The following is a 17463-nucleotide window of genomic DNA, read 5'->3' as shown; positions in this document are numbered from 1 at the left end:
CTTGGGCGGCGCCAGGTTGATCGGTATGGTTGATCGAGATTGCTGCTGCTGGCCGGTTCAGCCCCGGCCGTGACGCTTGCGATAGCCTTCGAGGAAGCGGGCAATGCGGCCCATGGCCTCGGTCAGGTCATCGGAATTGGGCAGGAAGACGACGCGGAAATGGTCGGGCGCGATCCAGTTGAAACCCGTGCCCTGCACGATAAGGACCTTGGCCTCGGCCAGTAATTCATAGGCAAACTGCTGGTCGTCGGCGATCGGGTAGATCTCCGGGTCCAGGCGCGGGAACATGTACAGCGCAGCCTTCGGCTTGACACAGGTGACGCCCGGAATATCGGTCAGCAGCTTGTGCGCCAGGTCGCGCTGTTTCAACAGGCGCCCGCCGGGCCCCACCAGGTCTTGTATGCTCTGGTAGCCGCCAAGCGCCGTCTGGATGGCAAACTGCCCCGGGGCGTTGGCGCATAGACGCATCGAGGCCAGCATGTTGAGGCCCTCGATGTAATCTTTTGCGTGGCGCTTTTCGCCCGAGACCACCATCCAGCCGGAACGGTAGCCGCAGGAGCGGTAATTCTTCGACAAGCCGTTCATGGTAATGAACAGCACGTCGTCGGCCAGCGAGGCGATCGACACGTGCTCGGCTTCGTCGTACAGCACCTTGTCGTAAATCTCGTCGGCGAAAATGATCAGCTGGTGCTGGCGCGCCAGTTCGACGATCTGCAGCAGCACGGAAACCGGGTACAGCGCGCCCGTCGGATTGTTCGGGTTGATGACGACGATGGCTTTTGTTTGCGGCGTAATCTTGCGGCGCATGTCCTCGATGTCGGGGTACCACTCGTTGCGCTCGTCGCATACGTAATGCACGGGATTGCCGCCGGACAGGCTGACGGCGGCCGTCCACAGCGGATAGTCGGGCGCCGGCACCAGCACCTCGTCGCCGCTGTTGAGCAAGGCGTTCATCGACATGACGATCAGTTCCGAGGCACCATTGCCCAGGTAAATGTCGTCGATGGTCACGCCGGCGATATTCTTTCCTTGCGTGTAGTGCATGACGGCCTTGCGCGGCGCGAACATGCCCTTCGAATCCGTATAGCCGGCCGCGTTCTGCAGGTTGAGCATCATGTCGCGCACGATCTCGTCTGGCGGATCAAAGCCGAATACGGCAAGGTTGCCGATATTGAGCTTGGTGATCTTGTGGCCTTCTTCTTCCATTTGCCTGGATTTTTCCAGGACCGGGCCGCGGATGTCGTAGCAGACGTCCGCCAATTTATTCGATTTCTGAATCGGTCGCAAAATAAATCCCTGTCGTGATGCGGCGCTGCCGGCCTTACGCTTGCGGCGTAACACCCGCGCCAGAACTATGAACCCATGAGACTGCAATGCGAAAACAACCATTCTCGCCGAAAGCAGGCCATTTTATCAAATTAAACATGGCGAACTGCAGCATTTCGCGCCGATTCTGCCACGCCGGGCGCCGCGAACGGCCATTCCGGCCAGAGCACCTTCATCTTCTCTTAATCTTTACCCACTACCATGGCGCCAGCACCGTCTGCGAGCGCGGCGGCAAACATTGCAAATTGGAAAGAATGTTGCATTGCATTCGCTCTTTTCTGTCATTTATGGCATGCTTACGCCCTTCGTCGCAGCACGCATCCAGACGGCGCGCGCTCCGATCAACCGACACGACCATCCCATCGCCATGAAACTTCATGCCAGCAGCACCCAACAATACCAAACCGTCACAGGCTACGACGAAAATGGCGTTGAAATCAATGCCCTGCCGTACAACTACAGCCTGATCGTCATGCCGGAAATGCCGCCACGGGCGTGGGATGTGGACAGTTTCGAGCAGCTGAGCGAGGCGCATTTCGCGCAAATCCTGGCCGACGCGCCCGACGTGGTCATCCTCGGCACGGGCGAACGCCAGCGCTTCGTGCATCCGAAGCTGACGGCCGCGCTGACCATGCGCCGCATTGGCGTCGAATGCATGGATAGCCAGGCTGCCTGCCGCACCTACAACATCCTCATGGGCGAAGGCCGCAAAGTCACGCTGGCCCTGATCCTGGCCCCAGGCGCAGGCAAGAACGCATGAAAATCAACGTCAACGAACTGCACTCGTCACGGGTGCTGATGTGGTCCCTGCTGGGCATCTTCATCATCGTCACCCTGTACGCGCTGGGCATCCGCACCCTGGTGCCGCCCGACGAGGGCCGCTACGCGGAGATGGCGCGCGAGATGTTCGTCAGCGGCGACTGGATCACCACGCGCCTGAACGGCATCAAGTACTTCGAAAAACCGCCCCTGCAAACGTGGATGAATGCGCTCAGCTTCGCCGCCTTTGGCCTGGGCGAATGGCAGGCGCGCCTGTGGACTGGCCTGTGCGGCATCATCGGCGTGTGCATGACCGCCTACGCAGGCAGGAAAGTCTTCGGTCCGCGCGTGGGGCTGTATGCCGGCCTGGTGCTGGCGTCGAGCCTGTTCTGGCTCGCTTCCGGCCAGATCAATTCGCTGGACATGAGCTTGTCGGCCATGATGACCATTGTGCTGACCAGCCTGCTGATCGCCCAGCGTGACGAGGCCGGCCCCGCCGAACGGCGCAACTGGATGCTGCTGTGCTGGGCAGGCATGGCGCTGGCCGTGCTGGCCAAGGGCCTGATCGGCATCGTGCTGCCGGGCGCCGTGCTGGTACTGTACTCGCTGTGCGCGCGCGACTGGCGCATCTGGACCCGTTTGCACCTGGTCAAAGGCCTGCTCGTCTTCTTCGCCATCGCCACGCCGTGGTTCGTGCTGGTGGCCCTGCGCAACCCCGAACAGCCGCATTTCTTCTTCATCCACGAGCACTTCCAGCGCTTCCTGATGAAGGGCCACAAACGCGAAGGCGCCTGGTATTACTTCCTCGTGCTGCTAATCCCGGGCATCATGCCCTGGCTGGGTGTATTGCCACAAAGCATAGCGGCCGCCTTCAAGCGCCAGGAAGGCGCCTTCCAGCCCCGTTTGATGGTGCTGATCTGGGTCCTGTTCATCACTTTCTTCTTCAGCTACTCGACCTCGAAGCTGCCCGGCTACATCGTGCCTGTCTTCCCCGCCCTGGCGCTGCTGATCGCACTGTTCCTGGAGTCGGCGTCGCGGCGCCAGCGCATGCTCGCTGCGGGCTTGCTGTGCGTGCTGGGCGCGGCCATCCTGATCGGCGGCCCGATCGCCTTCGGCAAGGCCAGCGCGCGCGATCCGGCCGCCCTGATTGCACTCAAGGGCTACCAGCCCTGGCTGATGGCGGCCGGCTTCTTCGCCCTGGCCGGCGGCGCCCTGGCCTTGCTGCATGCGCGCCAGTTGCGCCGCGACATGACGATACTGACCATCGCCGGCGCCGGCTTCCTGGCCACGCACTGCATCCTGGCCGGTTCCGAACTGTATGGCCAGAACCGCGCCGGCACCGATATGCTGCCGCAGATCCAGGCCGAACTGAAGCCCGACACCAAGGTCTACTCCGTCGGCATCTATGAACAGTCGCTCACGTACTACCTGCAGCGCACCGTGATCCTCGTCGACTACTGGGATGAGTTCACCTTCGGCCTGAAACAGCAGCCCGAACTGTCGATACCGACCATTGAGCCCTTCATCGAACAGTGGACGCGCGACGCGGCTGCCGGTGTGCGCGACGTGGCCATCATCAGCCTCGATCGCTACAAGGAATTGCAGCAACGGGGCATCCCCATGCGCGTCGTGGCGCAGGATGCGCGCCGCATGGTTATTGCCAATCAGTAAAGAACAACGTGCATGACAGGGCGCGTACCAGAACGGTCCGCGCCCGCATCGGAAGCTGATCACCCCCAAAAAACGGCTGCGCCGCTCCCGCAATATAGATTTAGAATAAGCATGACGGCCCGCGGACAACGGTCTCGCTGGCGGCCTCGGCAACAACCCATACAGCATAGTCAACCCAAGAACAGCGCCCCATGACCTCTACCCTGCCCTTTTTGCCTTTTTCCAAACCCACCATCGATGAAGCAACCATCGCCGCCGTCGGCGAAGTGCTGCGCTCTGGCTGGATCACCAGCGGACCGAAAGTACAAGCCTTTGAAGCCCAGCTGTCCGAATACTTCGGCGGGCGCCCCGTGCGTACGTTCAATTCGGGTACTTGCACCATGGAAATTGCGCTGCGCATCGCCGGCATCGGCCCCGGCGACGAAGTCATCACCACGCCCGTGTCGTGGGTGGCGACAGCCAACGTCATCATCGAAGTGGGCGCCACGCCCGTGTTCGCCGATATCGACCCCGTCACGCGCAATATCGACCTCGACAAGCTGGAAGCGGCCATCACGCCCCGTACGAAAGCCATCATCCCCGTTTTCCTGTCCGGCCTGCCGGTCGACATGGACCGCCTGTACGCGATTGCCCAAAAGCACAACTTAAGAGTCGTGGAAGACGCGGCGCAGGCGTTCGGCTCCGAATGGAAGGGCAAGCGCATCGGTTCGTTCGGCGATTTCGTCTCGTTCAGCTTCCAGGCCAACAAGAACATCACCACGGGAGAAGGCGGCGCGCTGGTCCTGAACAACCTGGAAGAAGCGAAGCTGGCCGAGAAATACCGGCTGCAAGGCGTCACGCGCAGCGGCGTCGACGGCATCGATGTCGATGTGCTGGGCGGCAAGTACAACATGAGCGACATCATGGCCGCCATCGGCCTGGGCCAGTTTGCCAACATCGATGCCATCACGGCCCACCGCCGCGCCCTGGCACGCCATTATTTCGCGCAATTCGGCAACGATTTCGAAGCGCAGAGCGGCGCCCAGCTGCCGGTGCAGGACTTTGAGAACAGCAACTGGCATTTGTTCCAGATCATCCTGCCCGACAATGGCCCCGGCACGCGCGCCGCATTCATGCAGGCGATGGCACAGCAGAACGTGGGAACGGGCTATCATTACGCACCGATCCACCTGTTTACCATGTACCGCGAACGCGGCTTTACCGAAGGCATGTTCCCTGTCTCGGAAAAGATCGGCCGCCTGACCGTGACCCTGCCGATGTTCTACGCCATGACGAAACAGGACGTGGAACGTGCCGTCGCCACCGTCAAATCCATCCTCATCAAATAAGTAACGCGCCGATGAAACCTGAACTGTCCATTATCATTCCCATCTACAACGAGCAGGATGGCCTGGCCGCCCTGTTTGCGCGCCTGTATCCGGCCCTCGATGCCTTGCAAACAAGCTACGAGATCGTCTTCATCAATGACGGCAGCCGCGACAATTCGGTCAGCATCCTGGCCGAGCAATTCCGGCAGCGGCCCGACGTCACGCGCGTGGTCTTATTTAACGGCAATTACGGCCAGCATATGGCCATCCTGGCCGGTTTTGAAGCCTCGCGCGGCCAGATCATGATCACGCTCGACGCCGACCTGCAAAATCCGCCCGAGGAAATCGGCAACCTGGTGGCGAAGATGCGCGAAGGCTACGATTACGTAGGCTCGATCCGGCGCAAGCGACAAGATTCCGCCTGGCGCACGCTGGCCTCGAAAATGATGAACCGCCTGCGCGAAAAGATCACGAATATCAAGATCACCGACCAGGGCAACATGCTGCGCGCGTATGGCCGCAACGTGATCGACCTCGTCAACCAGTGCGCCGAAGTGAACACCTTCGTGCCCGCGCTGGCCTACACGTTTGCCCGCAAGCCCACGGAAATCACCGTCGAGCACGAAGAACGGGCCGCCGGCGAGTCGAAATACTCGCTGTACAGCTTGATCCGCCTCAATTTCGACCTCGTCACGGGCTTTTCGCTGGTGCCGCTGCAGATCTTTTCCATGCTCGGCATGGCCTTGTCGCTGGGCTCGGCGATGCTGGTGTTCTTCCTGCTGGTGCGCCGCTTCCTGCTGGGCGCGGAAGCCGAAGGCGTGTTCACCCTGTTTGCCATCGCCTTCTTCTTCATGGGCGTGATCCTGTTCGGCATCGGCCTGGTGGGCGAATACGTGGGACGCATCTTCCAGCAAGTGCGCGCCCGTCCCCGCTATGTGGTGCAGACCATCTTGCAGGACGGCATGACCCAGGCGGAAACCGAGGCACAGCCGTACGTGCGCCTGGAACAACGCCAGGTGGGGCGCTGATGGGTGCCCCGCGCGCCGTCGTCTTCGGCTACCACAACGTCGGCGTGCGCTGCATCAAGGTGCTGCTGGCCGGTGGCGTCGATATCGCCCTCGTCGTCACGCACGAAGACAGCCCCACGGAAAACCTGTGGTTCGAGTCCGTGGCGGACCTGTGCCGGGCCGAAGGCATCCCCTATGTCACGCCGGGCGACGCCCGCGCGCCGGAGCTGCTGGCGCAGGTGCAGGCGGCCACGCCGGACATGCTGTTCAGTTTTTACTACCGTCACATGTTGCCGGCCAGCATATTGGAAGTCGCGCCGGCCTACAATATGCACGGCTCGCTGCTGCCGCAGTTCCGTGGCCGCGCCCCCGTCAACTGGGCCGTGCTGCATGGCGCCACGGAAACGGGCGCCACCCTGCATGAAATGACGGTCAAACCCGACGCCGGCGCCATCGTGGCGCAGACGGCCGTGCCCATCCTGCCCGACGACACGGCGTTTGAAGTGTTTGGCAAGGTAACTGTTGCCGCAGAGCAAACTCTCTGGGGCGTGCTGCCCGCCTTGCTGGACGGCACGGCGCCGCGCCAGTTGAACGACCTGCGCCAGGGCGGCTATTTTGGCGGACGCAAGCCCGAAGACGGCCGCATCGACTGGAAGTTACCCGCGCAACAGGTGTACAACTTGCACCGGGCCGTCGCGCCACCGTATCCGGGTGCCTTCACCGAGGTCAACAATGTCGTTTACATCATCGAAACAGCCCGTTTAAGCAAGCTTTCAGCGGGAAGTTTGCCACCGGGCTTGGCGGTAGTGGATAATTGCATCTTTGGCGTCTGCGGTGACGGCCGCATGCTGGCCATTTCCGCGCTGAAGGCCGGTGAGGAGACGATTTCGGCCAAGCAATTGCAAGAAAGACTGACCACCCGCGTCAGCACACATTGAATATTACACTCGAGAATCTCACATGAAAAAAGTCCTCATCTTAGGCGTCAACGGCTTCATCGGCCACCACCTGTCGAAGCGCATCCTGGAAACCACCGACTGGCATGTCTACGGCATGGACATGAACACGGACCGCATCACGGAATTGCTGGACGACGAAAACTACAAGTCGCGCATGCACTTCTTTGAAGGCGACATCACGATCAACAAGGAATGGGTCGAGTACCACGTCAAGAAATGCGACGTGATCCTGCCGCTGGTGGCCATCGCCACGCCGTCGACCTACGTCAAGCAGCCACTGCGCGTGTTCGAACTGGACTTCGAAGCCAACCTGCCGATCGTGCGCTCGGCCGCCAAGTACGGCAAGCACCTGGTTTTCCCGTCGACCTCGGAAGTGTATGGCATGTGCCACGACGAAGAATTCGATCCGGAAAACTCGGAACTGATCTGCGGCCCGATCAACAAGCCGCGCTGGATCTACTCGAACGCCAAGCAGCTGATGGACCGCGTGATCTGGGGCTACGGCATGGAAGGCCTGAACTTCACTTTGTTCCGTCCATTCAACTGGATCGGCGCGGGCCTGGACTCGATCCACACGCCGAAAGAAGGCTCGTCGCGCGTCGTGACGCAATTCTTCGGTCATATCGTGCGCGGCGAGAACATCTCGCTGGTGGACGGCGGCGCGCAGAAACGCGCATTCACCTACATCGACGACGGCATCGATGCCTTGATCCGCATCATTGCCAACAAAAATGGCGTCGCCAGCGGCAAGATCTACAACATTGGCAATCCGACCAATAATTACTCGATCCGCGACCTGGCCGGCATGATGCTGAACCTGGCCGCCGAGTACCCGGAATACGCCGAAGGCGCAAAACACGTGAAAATCGTGGAAACGACCTCGGGCGCCTACTACGGCGCCGGCTACCAGGACGTGCAGAACCGCGTGCCGAAAATCACGAATACCTGCGAAGAACTGGGCTGGGCGCCAACGACGTCCATGGCCGATTCCCTGCGTAATATCTTCGACGCCTACCGCAGCCAGGTAGCCCAAGCCAAAGCCCTGATGGATTAATGTTGAGCAAGCCGTTCCTGACCCTGAAGATCGACGTCGATACCTATCGCGGCACCCGTGAAGGCATGGGCAATCTGGTGCGCATGTTGCAGGCGCACCAGGCCAACGCCACCTTTCTGTTCTCGCTGGGTCCCGACCATACAGGTTGGGCCTTGCGGCGCGCCTTGCGGCCCGGCTTTTTCAGCAAGGTGTCGCGCACCTCGGTGGTCGAGCACTACGGCTTGAAAACATTGATGTACGGCACCTTGCTGCCGGGACCCGATATCGGCAAGCAATGCGCGGCGCAATTGCGCGCCGTGCGCGATGCCGGTTTCGAGTGCGGCATCCACACCTGGGACCATACCCTGTGGCAAGACAACGTGGCCAAGCGCAACGCCGCCTGGACCATCAGCATGATGCGCAAGGCCGCCAACCGCTACGAGCAGGTGTTCGGCACCAAGCCGCACACGCACGGCGCGGCCGGCTGGCAAATGAATGTCAGCGCCTTTGTCGAGCATGACACGGCCGGCTACCGCTTTGCGTCCGATGGCCGCGCCATGCTCGACGCGCGCGGCGCCATGGAGCAGCCGGCGCAGGGTCCGCATCGCGTGCGCAACGGCAATACCATTCTCCAATGCGTGCAGTTGCCCACCACCCTGCCCACCCTGGACGAGCTGCTCGGTTGCGAAATCGATGGCAAAACCATCACAACCGGAAATGTTGCCGCGCATATATTGTCGCTGACGGCGGATAATCCGCGCGATCACGTGTATACCTTGCATGCGGAACTTGAAGGTCAGAAACTCGCCCCCATTTTCGAGCAACTGCTGGCTGGCTGGAAAGCCCAGGGCTACCAGTTTGCAGCGATGGGCGACTATTATGAAAAGATAAAAAATACGGACCTGCCCGTTTGCCCCATCACCTGGGATGAATTGCCAGGGCGTTCGGGACGCCTGATTGTGCAGGGCAAAGCGGCCTGAATGCTGTATCGTTGCACCTGGATGCGTTGCCAGATTAAAAACAGCGCTATGATCACCGTTCAGGAGAGAACCTGTGGCTGATAGCCAATCCCTCGTTAGCATTCCCGACTTCACCGCTGCCATGACCAGCGGCAAGACTTTTCAGTTGCTGGGCCGTCCGGCCAAGGCCACGGTCTTGTTTTTCTATCCGAAGGACAATACCCCAGGCTGCACCACTGAAAATATCGCCTTTCGCGACGCCTATGCGCAGTTCACGGCCGCCGGCGTGGAGATCTACGGCATCAGCCGCGATTCCCTGCGCTCGCACGAAAGCTTCAAGGCCAAGCTGGAACTGCCGTTCGAACTCATTTCCGACCCGGACGAAGCCGTTTGCCAGCTGTTCAACGTCATGAAGATGAAACAGATGTACGGCAAGACCGTGCGCGGCGTCGAGCGCAGCACGTTTGTGATTGACGCCCAGGGCCGATTGGTGAAAGAATGGAGAGGCGTGAAGGTCGCAACTCACGTGGAAGAAGTGCTGGAATTCGTAGCGCGTCTGAAGTGATCATCTGTTCTGATCGAATGCGCGTTGCCGGCATCCAGCCAGCTTAGTTCAACCGCAGTCCAGTTCACGGTACCTATCGCCATTTTGAGTCAACGAAGCGCCTCTACCCACTCCGCCAGGCGGGCCTGCAGCCCGCCCATGGCGTTCATGACCGGCCAAGCAGCCGGCCGTCCGGCAGTCACTCGTCCTGTTCCATTGTTGTTCCCAAGCATCCACCCCATGAGTAGTGCCGCCAGAAGCTGGCAGCCCATGGGCGATTCATTCCAGAAATTTTTTGATTGAGATCCTGATGCCACTGCCAAAATTACCGAGCAAGCCAGCCACCATCCTGGCCACCCAAGATTACCCAAGCGCAGGCGCAGCGCGCCCGGCCACCAAAACCCCGGCAGCCAAGAAAGTGGCTGCACCGATCATTGAAGCGGCGATCGCCGAAGTTGCCAAGCCGGTCCGCAATGCGGCCACGAAGATCAAGCAAGTGGCGGCCCTGATGGTCGCCAAGCCCGTGCCGGCGCCTGCCGCCGTAGCTGCACCTGCGCCCGCTGCCAAGGCCAAGCCGGCAATCAAAGCCAAGGCGCCCGCCGCCAAGGTCACGCCGATCAAGTCCGTCAAGCAGGCAGAGCAGCCGCACCCGGCCAAGCACAAGGCGGTCGAAGTGCAGCTCAAGTCATCCGCCAGCCGCGCCGCCGACCAGCGCGGCATCAGCAAGCTGTTCGTGCTCGACACGAACGTGCTGATGCACGATCCGTCGTCGCTGTTCCGCTTCGAGGAACACGATGTGTACCTGCCGATGATGACCCTGGAAGAGCTGGACAACCACAAGAAGGGCATGACGGAAGTGGCGCGCAATGCACGCCAGGTATCGCGCACCCTGGACGCCCTGATCAGCAACACGGACGACGACGCCATCGAGCACGGCATTCCCCTGTCCAAGCTGGGCAACAAGGATGCCAAGGGCCGCTTGTTCTTCCAGACGCGTCTGCAGAGCGCCGACCTGCCGGCTGGCTTGCCAGTAGGCAAGGCAGACAACCAGATCCTCGCCGTCGTGCGCTCGCTGGAAGCGGAACAGGATGGCCGCCCCGTCGTGCTGGTGTCAAAGGACATCAACATGCGCATCAAGGCGCGGGCCCTGGGCTTGCCTGCCGAAGACTACTTCAACGACCATGTGCTGGAAGACACGGACTTGCTGTATTCGGGCATCGTGCAGCTGCCGGACGACTTCTGGAACAAGCACGGCAAGGACATGGAATCCTGGCAGGAAAGCAAGAACGGCTACAGCTCCACGTTCTACCGCGTGACGGGCCCGTTCGTGCCGTCCATGCTGGTCAACCAGTTCATCTACCTGGAGCCGAAAAACGGCGAAGCGCCGTTCTATGGCCAGGTGAAACAGATCAACGGCAAGACGGCCGTGCTGCAAACCCTGCGCGACTTCAGCCACACGAAGAACAATGTATGGGGCGTGACTGCACGCAACCGCGAGCAGAACTTCGCGCTGAACCTGCTGATGAACCCGGAATGCGACTTCGTCACCCTGCTGGGCCAGGCTGGTACCGGCAAGACCCTGCTGGCCCTGGCCGCCGGCCTGGCGCAAGTGCTGGAAACCAAGCTCTACAACGAAATCATCGTCACCCGCGTCACGGTGCCGGTCGGCGAAGACATCGGTTTCCTGCCGGGCACGGAAGAAGAAAAGATGTCGCCATGGATGGGCGCCTTCGACGACAACCTGGAAGTGCTGAACAAGTCCGACTCCGATGGCGGCGAATGGGGCCGTGCGGCAACGCAAGACCTGATCCGCTCGCGCATCAAGATCAAGTCGCTCAACTTCATGCGCGGCCGCACCTTCGTCAACAAGTTCCTCATTATTGACGAAGCGCAAAACCTGACGCCGAAACAGGTCAAGACCCTGGTCACGCGCGCCGGTCCCGGCACGAAGATCTTGTGCCTGGGCAACATCGCGCAGATCGACACGCCGTACCTGACGGAAGGCTCGAGCGGCCTGACCTATGTGGTCGACCGCTTCAAGGGCTGGTCGCACAGCGGCCACGTCACCCTGGCCCGCGGCGAGCGTTCGCGCCTGGCCGATCACGCCAGCGAAGTGCTGTAAGTTGCAGCGGGCGGCGTCAGCCGTCCCAGTCATGCAAAAGCCCCGGCTGCAGCGATGCAGGCGGGGCTTTTTTCATAATGATAGCCTTATACGCTGTCCTGCTGCCTGAGTTCGAACACCTCACCATTTTTTTGCAGCAAGCCGCGCAGCAGCAAATCATCAATGCGTACGCGGATGGTGTCGCGCAACTGCGGGCTGGTGGCCTTAAAACCAAGCAGGCGCGCTACGTACTGGGCAATTTCGACCAATCCTGCGCCATAGTTTTTCTGTAGCGTATCAAGGATCGCCACATCGATTTCCTGCGGTGGTAGCATGTCGGGTTTACGCAAGGTATCGGAAACCACAGCGCCGCGGTCACGGATGCTGACGATGGTATCAGCCATGCTCAAAAAGCGCTCCGTCATGATCATGCCATCGAAGCGTATGGCGGCATGGATGGCGCGTTCCACCGCTGCCTGGATTCGCGCCCCGGTCCGTTTCAAGCCCCATGCAGCGCGCAGGCGCACCACGACTTCATCGACGTGCACGGGACCTTCCAGGGAGACAATCTGCTTGACCAAGTCGCTCAAGGCCGCTACCGGCATCTCATGCAACTCGTCGGCATAGGCAGGTTTGGCAGGGATCGCTTCGACATAGGCCGCCGGCCTGTTTGGTCCACTCCTTTCCAGGCCAATCTCTGCATGATCTTCTCGCTCCACGGTCACTACAGACACACCCGGCTTGCGCTCCTGCCGCCCATGGAGTTCAGCGCGCGCTGCCAACTCGGTCTTGGCGGCATCAATGGCCATCAGCAGGCGCTGCAACTCATTATTTGGCCTCTGAAACCAATCGAGTCCCCAAATGCGATGGATGATCCAGCCATGGTCTTCCAACACGGCCTGGCGCAAGCGATCACGATCACGCGCCGAACGCGAGCTATGGTAAGACTCGCCATCGCACTCAATACCCAGCAGGTAGCGGCCCGGATGCTGCGCGTCGGCAATACCCAGGTCGATAAAAAACCCAGCGATGCCGACTTGTGGATGGACTTCGTACCCACAGGCCTTAACGGCATCGGCCACTTGTACTTCAAACGGACTGTCATATTCGCGCCCAGATACGCGCGACAAGCCCAGCCTGCCCGTGCGCGCGAAATGCAGGAATAGCTTGAAGGCCACTACACCCCGTCCCTTGGCACGCTCAAGATCGATGTCTTCATCGGTAATTGAGGCAAAAACTTCGCAACGGCGCTTGGCGCGACTGATCAGCACATTGAGGCGCCGCTCACCGCCTTCGGCACTCAGTGGGCCGAAGCGCATGGCCATGTAGCCGAGCTTGTTGCGACCGTAGCCAACCGATATAAAAATCACATCGCGCTCATCGCCCTGCACGTTTTCCAGGTTCTTGATAAAAAACGGCTCGCTGGCATGCTGCTGAAAAAAGGGCTCCACATCCTGGTGTTCGCGGCGTAACAACTCCAGTTCATCCTGGATGGCTCGCCGCTGCTTGACCGAAAAAGTCGCCACGCCCAACGAGTGTTCCGGTGAGTTGCGCGCATGGTCGATAATGGCCCTGGCAATGACCCTGGCCTCTTCCGCATTGGTGCCAGTGTTCCCGGAATCAAAGACGCCGTTAGCGACGTGATGAAACTGCAAGCCCATGCCCGCCTCTTGGGTGTAGGGACTGGGCACGATAAACAGCTTGTTTTCATAGAACTGGCTGTTCGACACTGCGATCAAGGACTGATGCCGGCTGCGGTAATGCCAGCGCAGCATGCGTTGCGGCAAGCCGCGTGCAGTAAACAACCCCAGGATGCTCTCGATATCGGCGACTTGCGCGTCATCGTCGCCATCTTCATCGGGTTCAGCGCTAGTCATCTTGGAAAAGAACTTGGTTGGCGGCAATTGCCGCTCATCACCCACCACAACCACTTGGCGCGACCGTGCAATGGCCCCCAGCGCATCCACAGGCTGGATCTGACTGGCCTCGTCCATCACCAGCAAATCAAAACTGAGTTGCCCAGGAGGCAGGAACTGGGCTACCGATAGCGGACTCATCATAAATACCGGCTTGAGCGCCTGAACGGCGGGTGCAGCGCGCTGCATCAAGCGGCGTATTGGCATATGCCCTTTACGTTTGGCCATTTCGCCGCGCAGCACGCCCAATGGGCCGATCGCACCGCCTCCGTGCGGGATGCGGCGGTGGTGTGCCAGCACTACTTCCAGACTGGATGCAGCAATGCGCTGACGGTCCATCTGCGCAAAATCTGCCGCTATGCGGCTATGGAGGTGGCCGTCAAAATGGGCCAGCGCCTCGTCGCTGCGCACTTGGTCAGCAAAAAGCGCTTCGAAATACGCCATTGTGAACGTGCGCATGGCATCCCTCGGGATCAGCGCACCAGCTTCCAGTTGCGTCACAATTTCACCGATACCCAACTGGCGCGCCTTAGAGCAGCGATCGCGGTAGATCACCCACTTCGACAACTCTTCGGAAAATTCAATCCACACTGCCATGCGCCCAAGCAAAGCAAAGGCGGGCAAATCCAAGATAGCTGGCACCTGAAACAGCTTTTCGTTATTGGTGCATAACTCGCTATAGAGTTCGTCAAGTTCACTCACGAACTTATCCTGCACAGCTTCAAGCTCCAATGCGCGATGTAGCGGTACGGAGCGATTATCGTGACGCGAGACCATATAGCGCAGGCTAGACTTGGACGCCATCCATACTGTGCTGACGCGCAAATTCTGCCAGTCAGACAATAGGCCCTGCCAATGCGCGCCAAACGCAGCTCGGCCCAATTCGCTACCCGCATCAATGCGTCGGCGCAGTTGCTGCGCTTCGATCAACAAGTCGAGACGCGCTATTTTTCCTGAAAGATCAAGCGGTACATGTTGTATCACAGCTTGGCAGCCGGCTTGGCAAAATGCAAGCCGGGATACTTGCCCGACTACCGTTTCAAGGGCGGAGGCTTCCACGCTAGCCCATTCACGAAAAGCGGGTTCATCTTTCCAGCCGTTAAACCACATCGCGTCTAGCAAAGGCCGGATTTCCTGCAGCAGGCTCTCCAGCAGTGCAGCCCGACGGCTGATTTCCGGGCGGTCTGGCAACTTGCTGGCGATAATGCGCGGTTGCGCTCCCAAGCCACGCAAGCTACGCATCCATTCCACCAGCGCCAGCATGGGCGCCGCGCGCGATTGCCCCCCCTTCCAGTCGGCGCCAAACGCCCCGCTACCAAATGTGTTGTTTGACTCAATCCGCTCCAGCAGCTTTCTCGCTTCGCCCAAATGGTCGAGAATTTCAAGCTGTTCGGGCAGCGCTGTCTCCGGATTGCGCAACAGACCCTTGACCTGCTTGCTAGCCGCGCGCCACTCGCTGCTGACGAAACGCAGCAGGCTGTCGCCGTGGGCAGCCAGCGTCTGGCGCGCCCCAGACAGATCAAGCTGCCACGCATCGCTGCTGATTTTTCCTTCTAGTCGCTCCTGTAAGCCTTCCAACTCCAGCACGCATTGCGCAAGGTCGGCAGCCTGTTCCAAGCCTTGATCCCATACCGTCGAAACAAACACGTCAGGACTGACATCCGGTGCCGTCGCTACTTTCTGTGCCGTCAACGCTAGGCGGTTGATCTCGCTGTAGCTCGCCATTGGGCTGCCTGCATCGACACCGAGCAGCCGGCTGAGCAAAGCAACCTCCCCGTCGAGCCTGCTAAGCAGCGTTTGCAAGGCCACCGCCCGTTCGAATGCCTGGCCGTTCGCGTACGGCGGCAAGCCAACCAGTTGCTGGCGCAAGTCAAGCACGTCAATCTCCCACGCGTTTGCATGGATTTCGCCGATCAGAGCGGCCTGCACGGACTGAAATTGGAAGCCATCGTCGATCAGAGCCGTCAGGGCATGCGCCTGTTCGCTCCACTCTGGCGCCCGCAGGGCTTCATTGGCAAGATTGGGCGCCGCAGCAACGTCCCGCGCCAGCGCCACCAGATAAGTAAAGTCGCGCAGCACCGGCGGCGCCACCGTATCGAGCGACATGGCCAACTCTGCCTGTTGTTCAGCAAGTTCCTTGCAGCGCGCCCGCATGGCCGTGATGCGCAACACTAAGCGCTCCACGTCATTGGGAAGTATCATCTTGAGTGCCACGCCGCGCCATGGATGGTCGCCCGGCTCGCCAATATCAACGATGCGCTGCGCCAATTCCTCAACTACTGCCAGGCGCTGCTGCACCTCGTCGGGCGACCAGCTTTCAGGCTCTTGCAAACGGATATCCACCGGCTTGACATGCTCCAGGCGCAATTTGCTCAATTCGCCGATCACTTGGTAGGGCGTGAGCCTGGCAGCGGAGTGCTGCAGGTGCAGGCGCGCACTGTGTGCATTGAGTTGATCGCGCGCCACCAGCAACCGGCTGTTTAATGTGGTGGCCGCATCACCCTTGGGTGAGCCCAGTTCAGACGTACGGCGTAGCTCATCGAGAAACATTTTCTTATTAGCTTTATTACTGTGCAATTCAATGCAGGCATCGCCAACGCCGGCTTGATCCAGTCGCCGCTTGACCACTTCGAGCGCGGCCATTTTCTCCGCTACGAACAACACCGTCTTGCCATCGGCAATCGCCGACGCGATGACATTAGCAATAGTTTGAGATTTGCCAGTACCGGGCGGCCCTTGGATCACCAAGTTACGCCCAGCGCGCACGTCGTGCACGGCCAGCGTTTGCGAACTGTCGCAATCGACGATATGCAGCAAATCAGCCGGTGCGATATAGTCGTCAAGGTTGGCGTCTTCGGGAATGCTAGGTGTACCGGCAGCAAAACCATCGGATAACAAACCGCGCATCAAGGGTTGATTCGTCAGCCCGCCTTCCGGCCACATGGCAGGATCGAGGTCGCGGTACATCAGGAATTTGGAAAAGGAAAAGAAACCGAGCACTATATCGTCAGCATCAACCACCCAGCCGTCTTTCGACTGCACAGCATTCCTGACAGCGTCGATGTAAGCCATGGGATCGAATTCATCGCCCGCCTCATATGCGGGCATTTTTAAATGGTGCGCGCGTTCCAGAAAGGCTTCCAACGACAGATTCGATGAATGCTCTTCCTGGCGCCATTTCAATTTGAATTGCTCGGCGGCGTTGCCCCTTTCCAAGCTAACGGGAATCAGGATCAGCGGCGCGTATCGCACATTCTTCGCATTCAATGGATCCAGCCATTTCAAGGTGCCGAGCGCCAAGAACAAGATATTAACCCCCTGTTCTTCTTCCAAGGTCCGTGCATCGAGATACATGTCGAGCAGGCGCTTCTGCAGCCCCTTCACGGTCAGCCTAGTTTGCAGGCGCGTATCGGCATGCCGGTTCAGAACACCGCGCGCGTCGACACTGTCATCATGGGCTGGCGCCAATTCCGCAATTTCATCAGCATCAGCATTGTCAAGTTCAGTCTTGCTTGCTGCCCTTCCAGGCAAAAAGTTAAATGGGCGACTTTCAGATACCATCAACCGAAATATCTCGCTCGACTTCTCATCAACCACATCAATGGTGCGTGCAGTGGTAGATGAGCGTGGAATATTCAGCAGGCGGTTGCGTGCAGTCAGGTCCAGCAACTCCGTACGGGCGCGCTAAAGCTTTGCATCTGCAGACAGACTGCCTTGCAGAAAATCTGATTCAAAAGCTGGAGATACTATATCTGAGTCGTTCATTCTTGCCTCGCCACTTCATCATTAATCTTGGACTACTGAATTTTCACGCACAACTTTACTCCCTAATGTTCATTGACGAGCTTAAAGCGGCCGAATAGTACTGAATTTCTGTCAAG

General features: G+C 59.6%; 11 protein-coding genes. 9 read left to right on the top strand and 2 right to left on the bottom strand.

What is annotated here, in order from left to right; genetic code table 11:
- Positions 1-57: 57 nt before the first annotated feature.
- A complete protein-coding gene (locus CBW50_RS03055; protein WP_086144136.1) occupies positions 58-1287 on the bottom strand; it encodes a pyridoxal phosphate-dependent aminotransferase in 1230 nt (409 codons plus the stop codon).
- Between the two features lie 406 nt (positions 1288-1693).
- Between CBW50_RS03055 and CBW50_RS03050 the strand changes: the two genes are divergently transcribed.
- The 9 genes from CBW50_RS03050 (at position 1694) to CBW50_RS03010 (ending at position 11687) form a co-directional block, all read left to right on the top strand.
- A complete protein-coding gene (locus CBW50_RS03050) occupies positions 1694-2086 on the top strand; it encodes an Mth938-like domain-containing protein (RefSeq protein WP_086144230.1) in 393 nt (130 codons plus the stop codon).
- Positions 2083-3756 carry a glycosyltransferase family 39 protein gene (locus CBW50_RS03045; protein WP_086144135.1) on the top strand — a complete coding sequence of 558 codons (1674 nt, stop codon included), beginning with the start codon at positions 2083-2085 and terminating at the stop codon, positions 3754-3756. The genes CBW50_RS03050 and CBW50_RS03045 overlap by 4 nt, the downstream gene beginning before the upstream one ends.
- A 191-nt stretch (positions 3757-3947) precedes the next feature.
- Complete coding sequence (locus CBW50_RS03040; RefSeq protein ID WP_086144134.1) at positions 3948-5084, top strand: DegT/DnrJ/EryC1/StrS aminotransferase family protein; 1137 nt, start codon at positions 3948-3950, stop codon at positions 5082-5084.
- An 11-nt stretch (positions 5085-5095) separates the two neighbouring features.
- On the top strand, positions 5096-6091 hold the full coding sequence (locus tag CBW50_RS03035; protein ID WP_226935350.1) for a glycosyltransferase: 996 nt from the start codon (positions 5096-5098) through the stop codon (positions 6089-6091).
- Positions 6091-7008 carry a formyltransferase gene (locus tag CBW50_RS03030; RefSeq protein ID WP_086144132.1) on the top strand — a complete coding sequence of 306 codons (918 nt, stop codon included), beginning with the start codon at positions 6091-6093 and terminating at the stop codon, positions 7006-7008. The genes CBW50_RS03035 and CBW50_RS03030 overlap by 1 nt, the downstream gene beginning before the upstream one ends.
- Positions 7009-7030: 22 nt before the next feature.
- Positions 7031-8083, top strand: coding sequence for a bifunctional UDP-4-keto-pentose/UDP-xylose synthase (locus CBW50_RS03025; RefSeq protein ID WP_086144131.1), 1053 nt, complete (start codon positions 7031-7033; stop codon positions 8081-8083).
- Complete coding sequence (locus CBW50_RS03020; protein WP_086144130.1) at positions 8083-9042, top strand: polysaccharide deacetylase family protein; 960 nt, start codon at positions 8083-8085, stop codon at positions 9040-9042. The genes CBW50_RS03025 and CBW50_RS03020 overlap by 1 nt, the downstream gene beginning before the upstream one ends.
- Positions 9043-9115: 73 nt before the next feature.
- Entirely contained in the window at positions 9116-9586 is a 471-nt protein-coding gene (locus tag CBW50_RS03015) for a peroxiredoxin (RefSeq protein ID WP_301178797.1), read from the top strand.
- A gap of 289 nt (positions 9587-9875) precedes the next feature.
- A complete protein-coding gene (locus tag CBW50_RS03010; RefSeq protein ID WP_086144129.1) occupies positions 9876-11687 on the top strand; it encodes a PhoH family protein in 1812 nt (603 codons plus the stop codon).
- Between the two features lie 86 nt (positions 11688-11773).
- Here CBW50_RS03010 and CBW50_RS03005 read toward each other — a convergent pair whose 3' ends face one another.
- The gene (locus tag CBW50_RS03005; protein WP_216356306.1) at positions 11774-17251 is read right to left on the bottom strand and encodes a DUF3320 domain-containing protein; all 5478 of its coding nucleotides are present in this window, start codon (positions 17249-17251) and stop codon (positions 11774-11776) included.
- Positions 17252-17463 lie beyond the last annotated feature (212 nt).

It is taken from the genome of Janthinobacterium sp. GW458P (assembly GCF_002127585.1).
Classification (GTDB): domain Bacteria; phylum Pseudomonadota; class Gammaproteobacteria; order Burkholderiales; family Burkholderiaceae_D; genus Janthinobacterium.
The sequence above is the reverse complement of the archived record's forward strand: the minus strand, read 5'-3'. Positions and strand labels throughout refer to the sequence as shown.

Bases quoted from the DNA above. Each gene is read 5' to 3' on its own strand.
- CBW50_RS03050 (WP_086144230.1), top strand. From the start codon at position 1,694: ATGAAACTTCATGCCAGCAGCACCCAACAATACCAAACCGTCACAGGC.
- CBW50_RS03045 (WP_086144135.1), top strand. From the start codon at position 2,083: ATGAAAATCAACGTCAACGAACTGCACTCGTCACGGGTGCTGATGTGG.
- CBW50_RS03040 (WP_086144134.1), top strand. From the start codon at position 3,948: ATGACCTCTACCCTGCCCTTTTTGCCTTTTTCCAAACCCACCATCGAT.
- CBW50_RS03035 (WP_226935350.1), top strand. From the start codon at position 5,096: ATGAAACCTGAACTGTCCATTATCATTCCCATCTACAACGAGCAGGAT.
- CBW50_RS03030 (WP_086144132.1), top strand. From the start codon at position 6,091: ATGGGTGCCCCGCGCGCCGTCGTCTTCGGCTACCACAACGTCGGCGTG.
- CBW50_RS03025 (WP_086144131.1), top strand. From the start codon at position 7,031: ATGAAAAAAGTCCTCATCTTAGGCGTCAACGGCTTCATCGGCCACCAC.
- CBW50_RS03020 (WP_086144130.1), top strand. From the start codon at position 8,083: ATGTTGAGCAAGCCGTTCCTGACCCTGAAGATCGACGTCGATACCTAT.
- CBW50_RS03010 (WP_086144129.1), top strand. From the start codon at position 9,876: ATGCCACTGCCAAAATTACCGAGCAAGCCAGCCACCATCCTGGCCACC.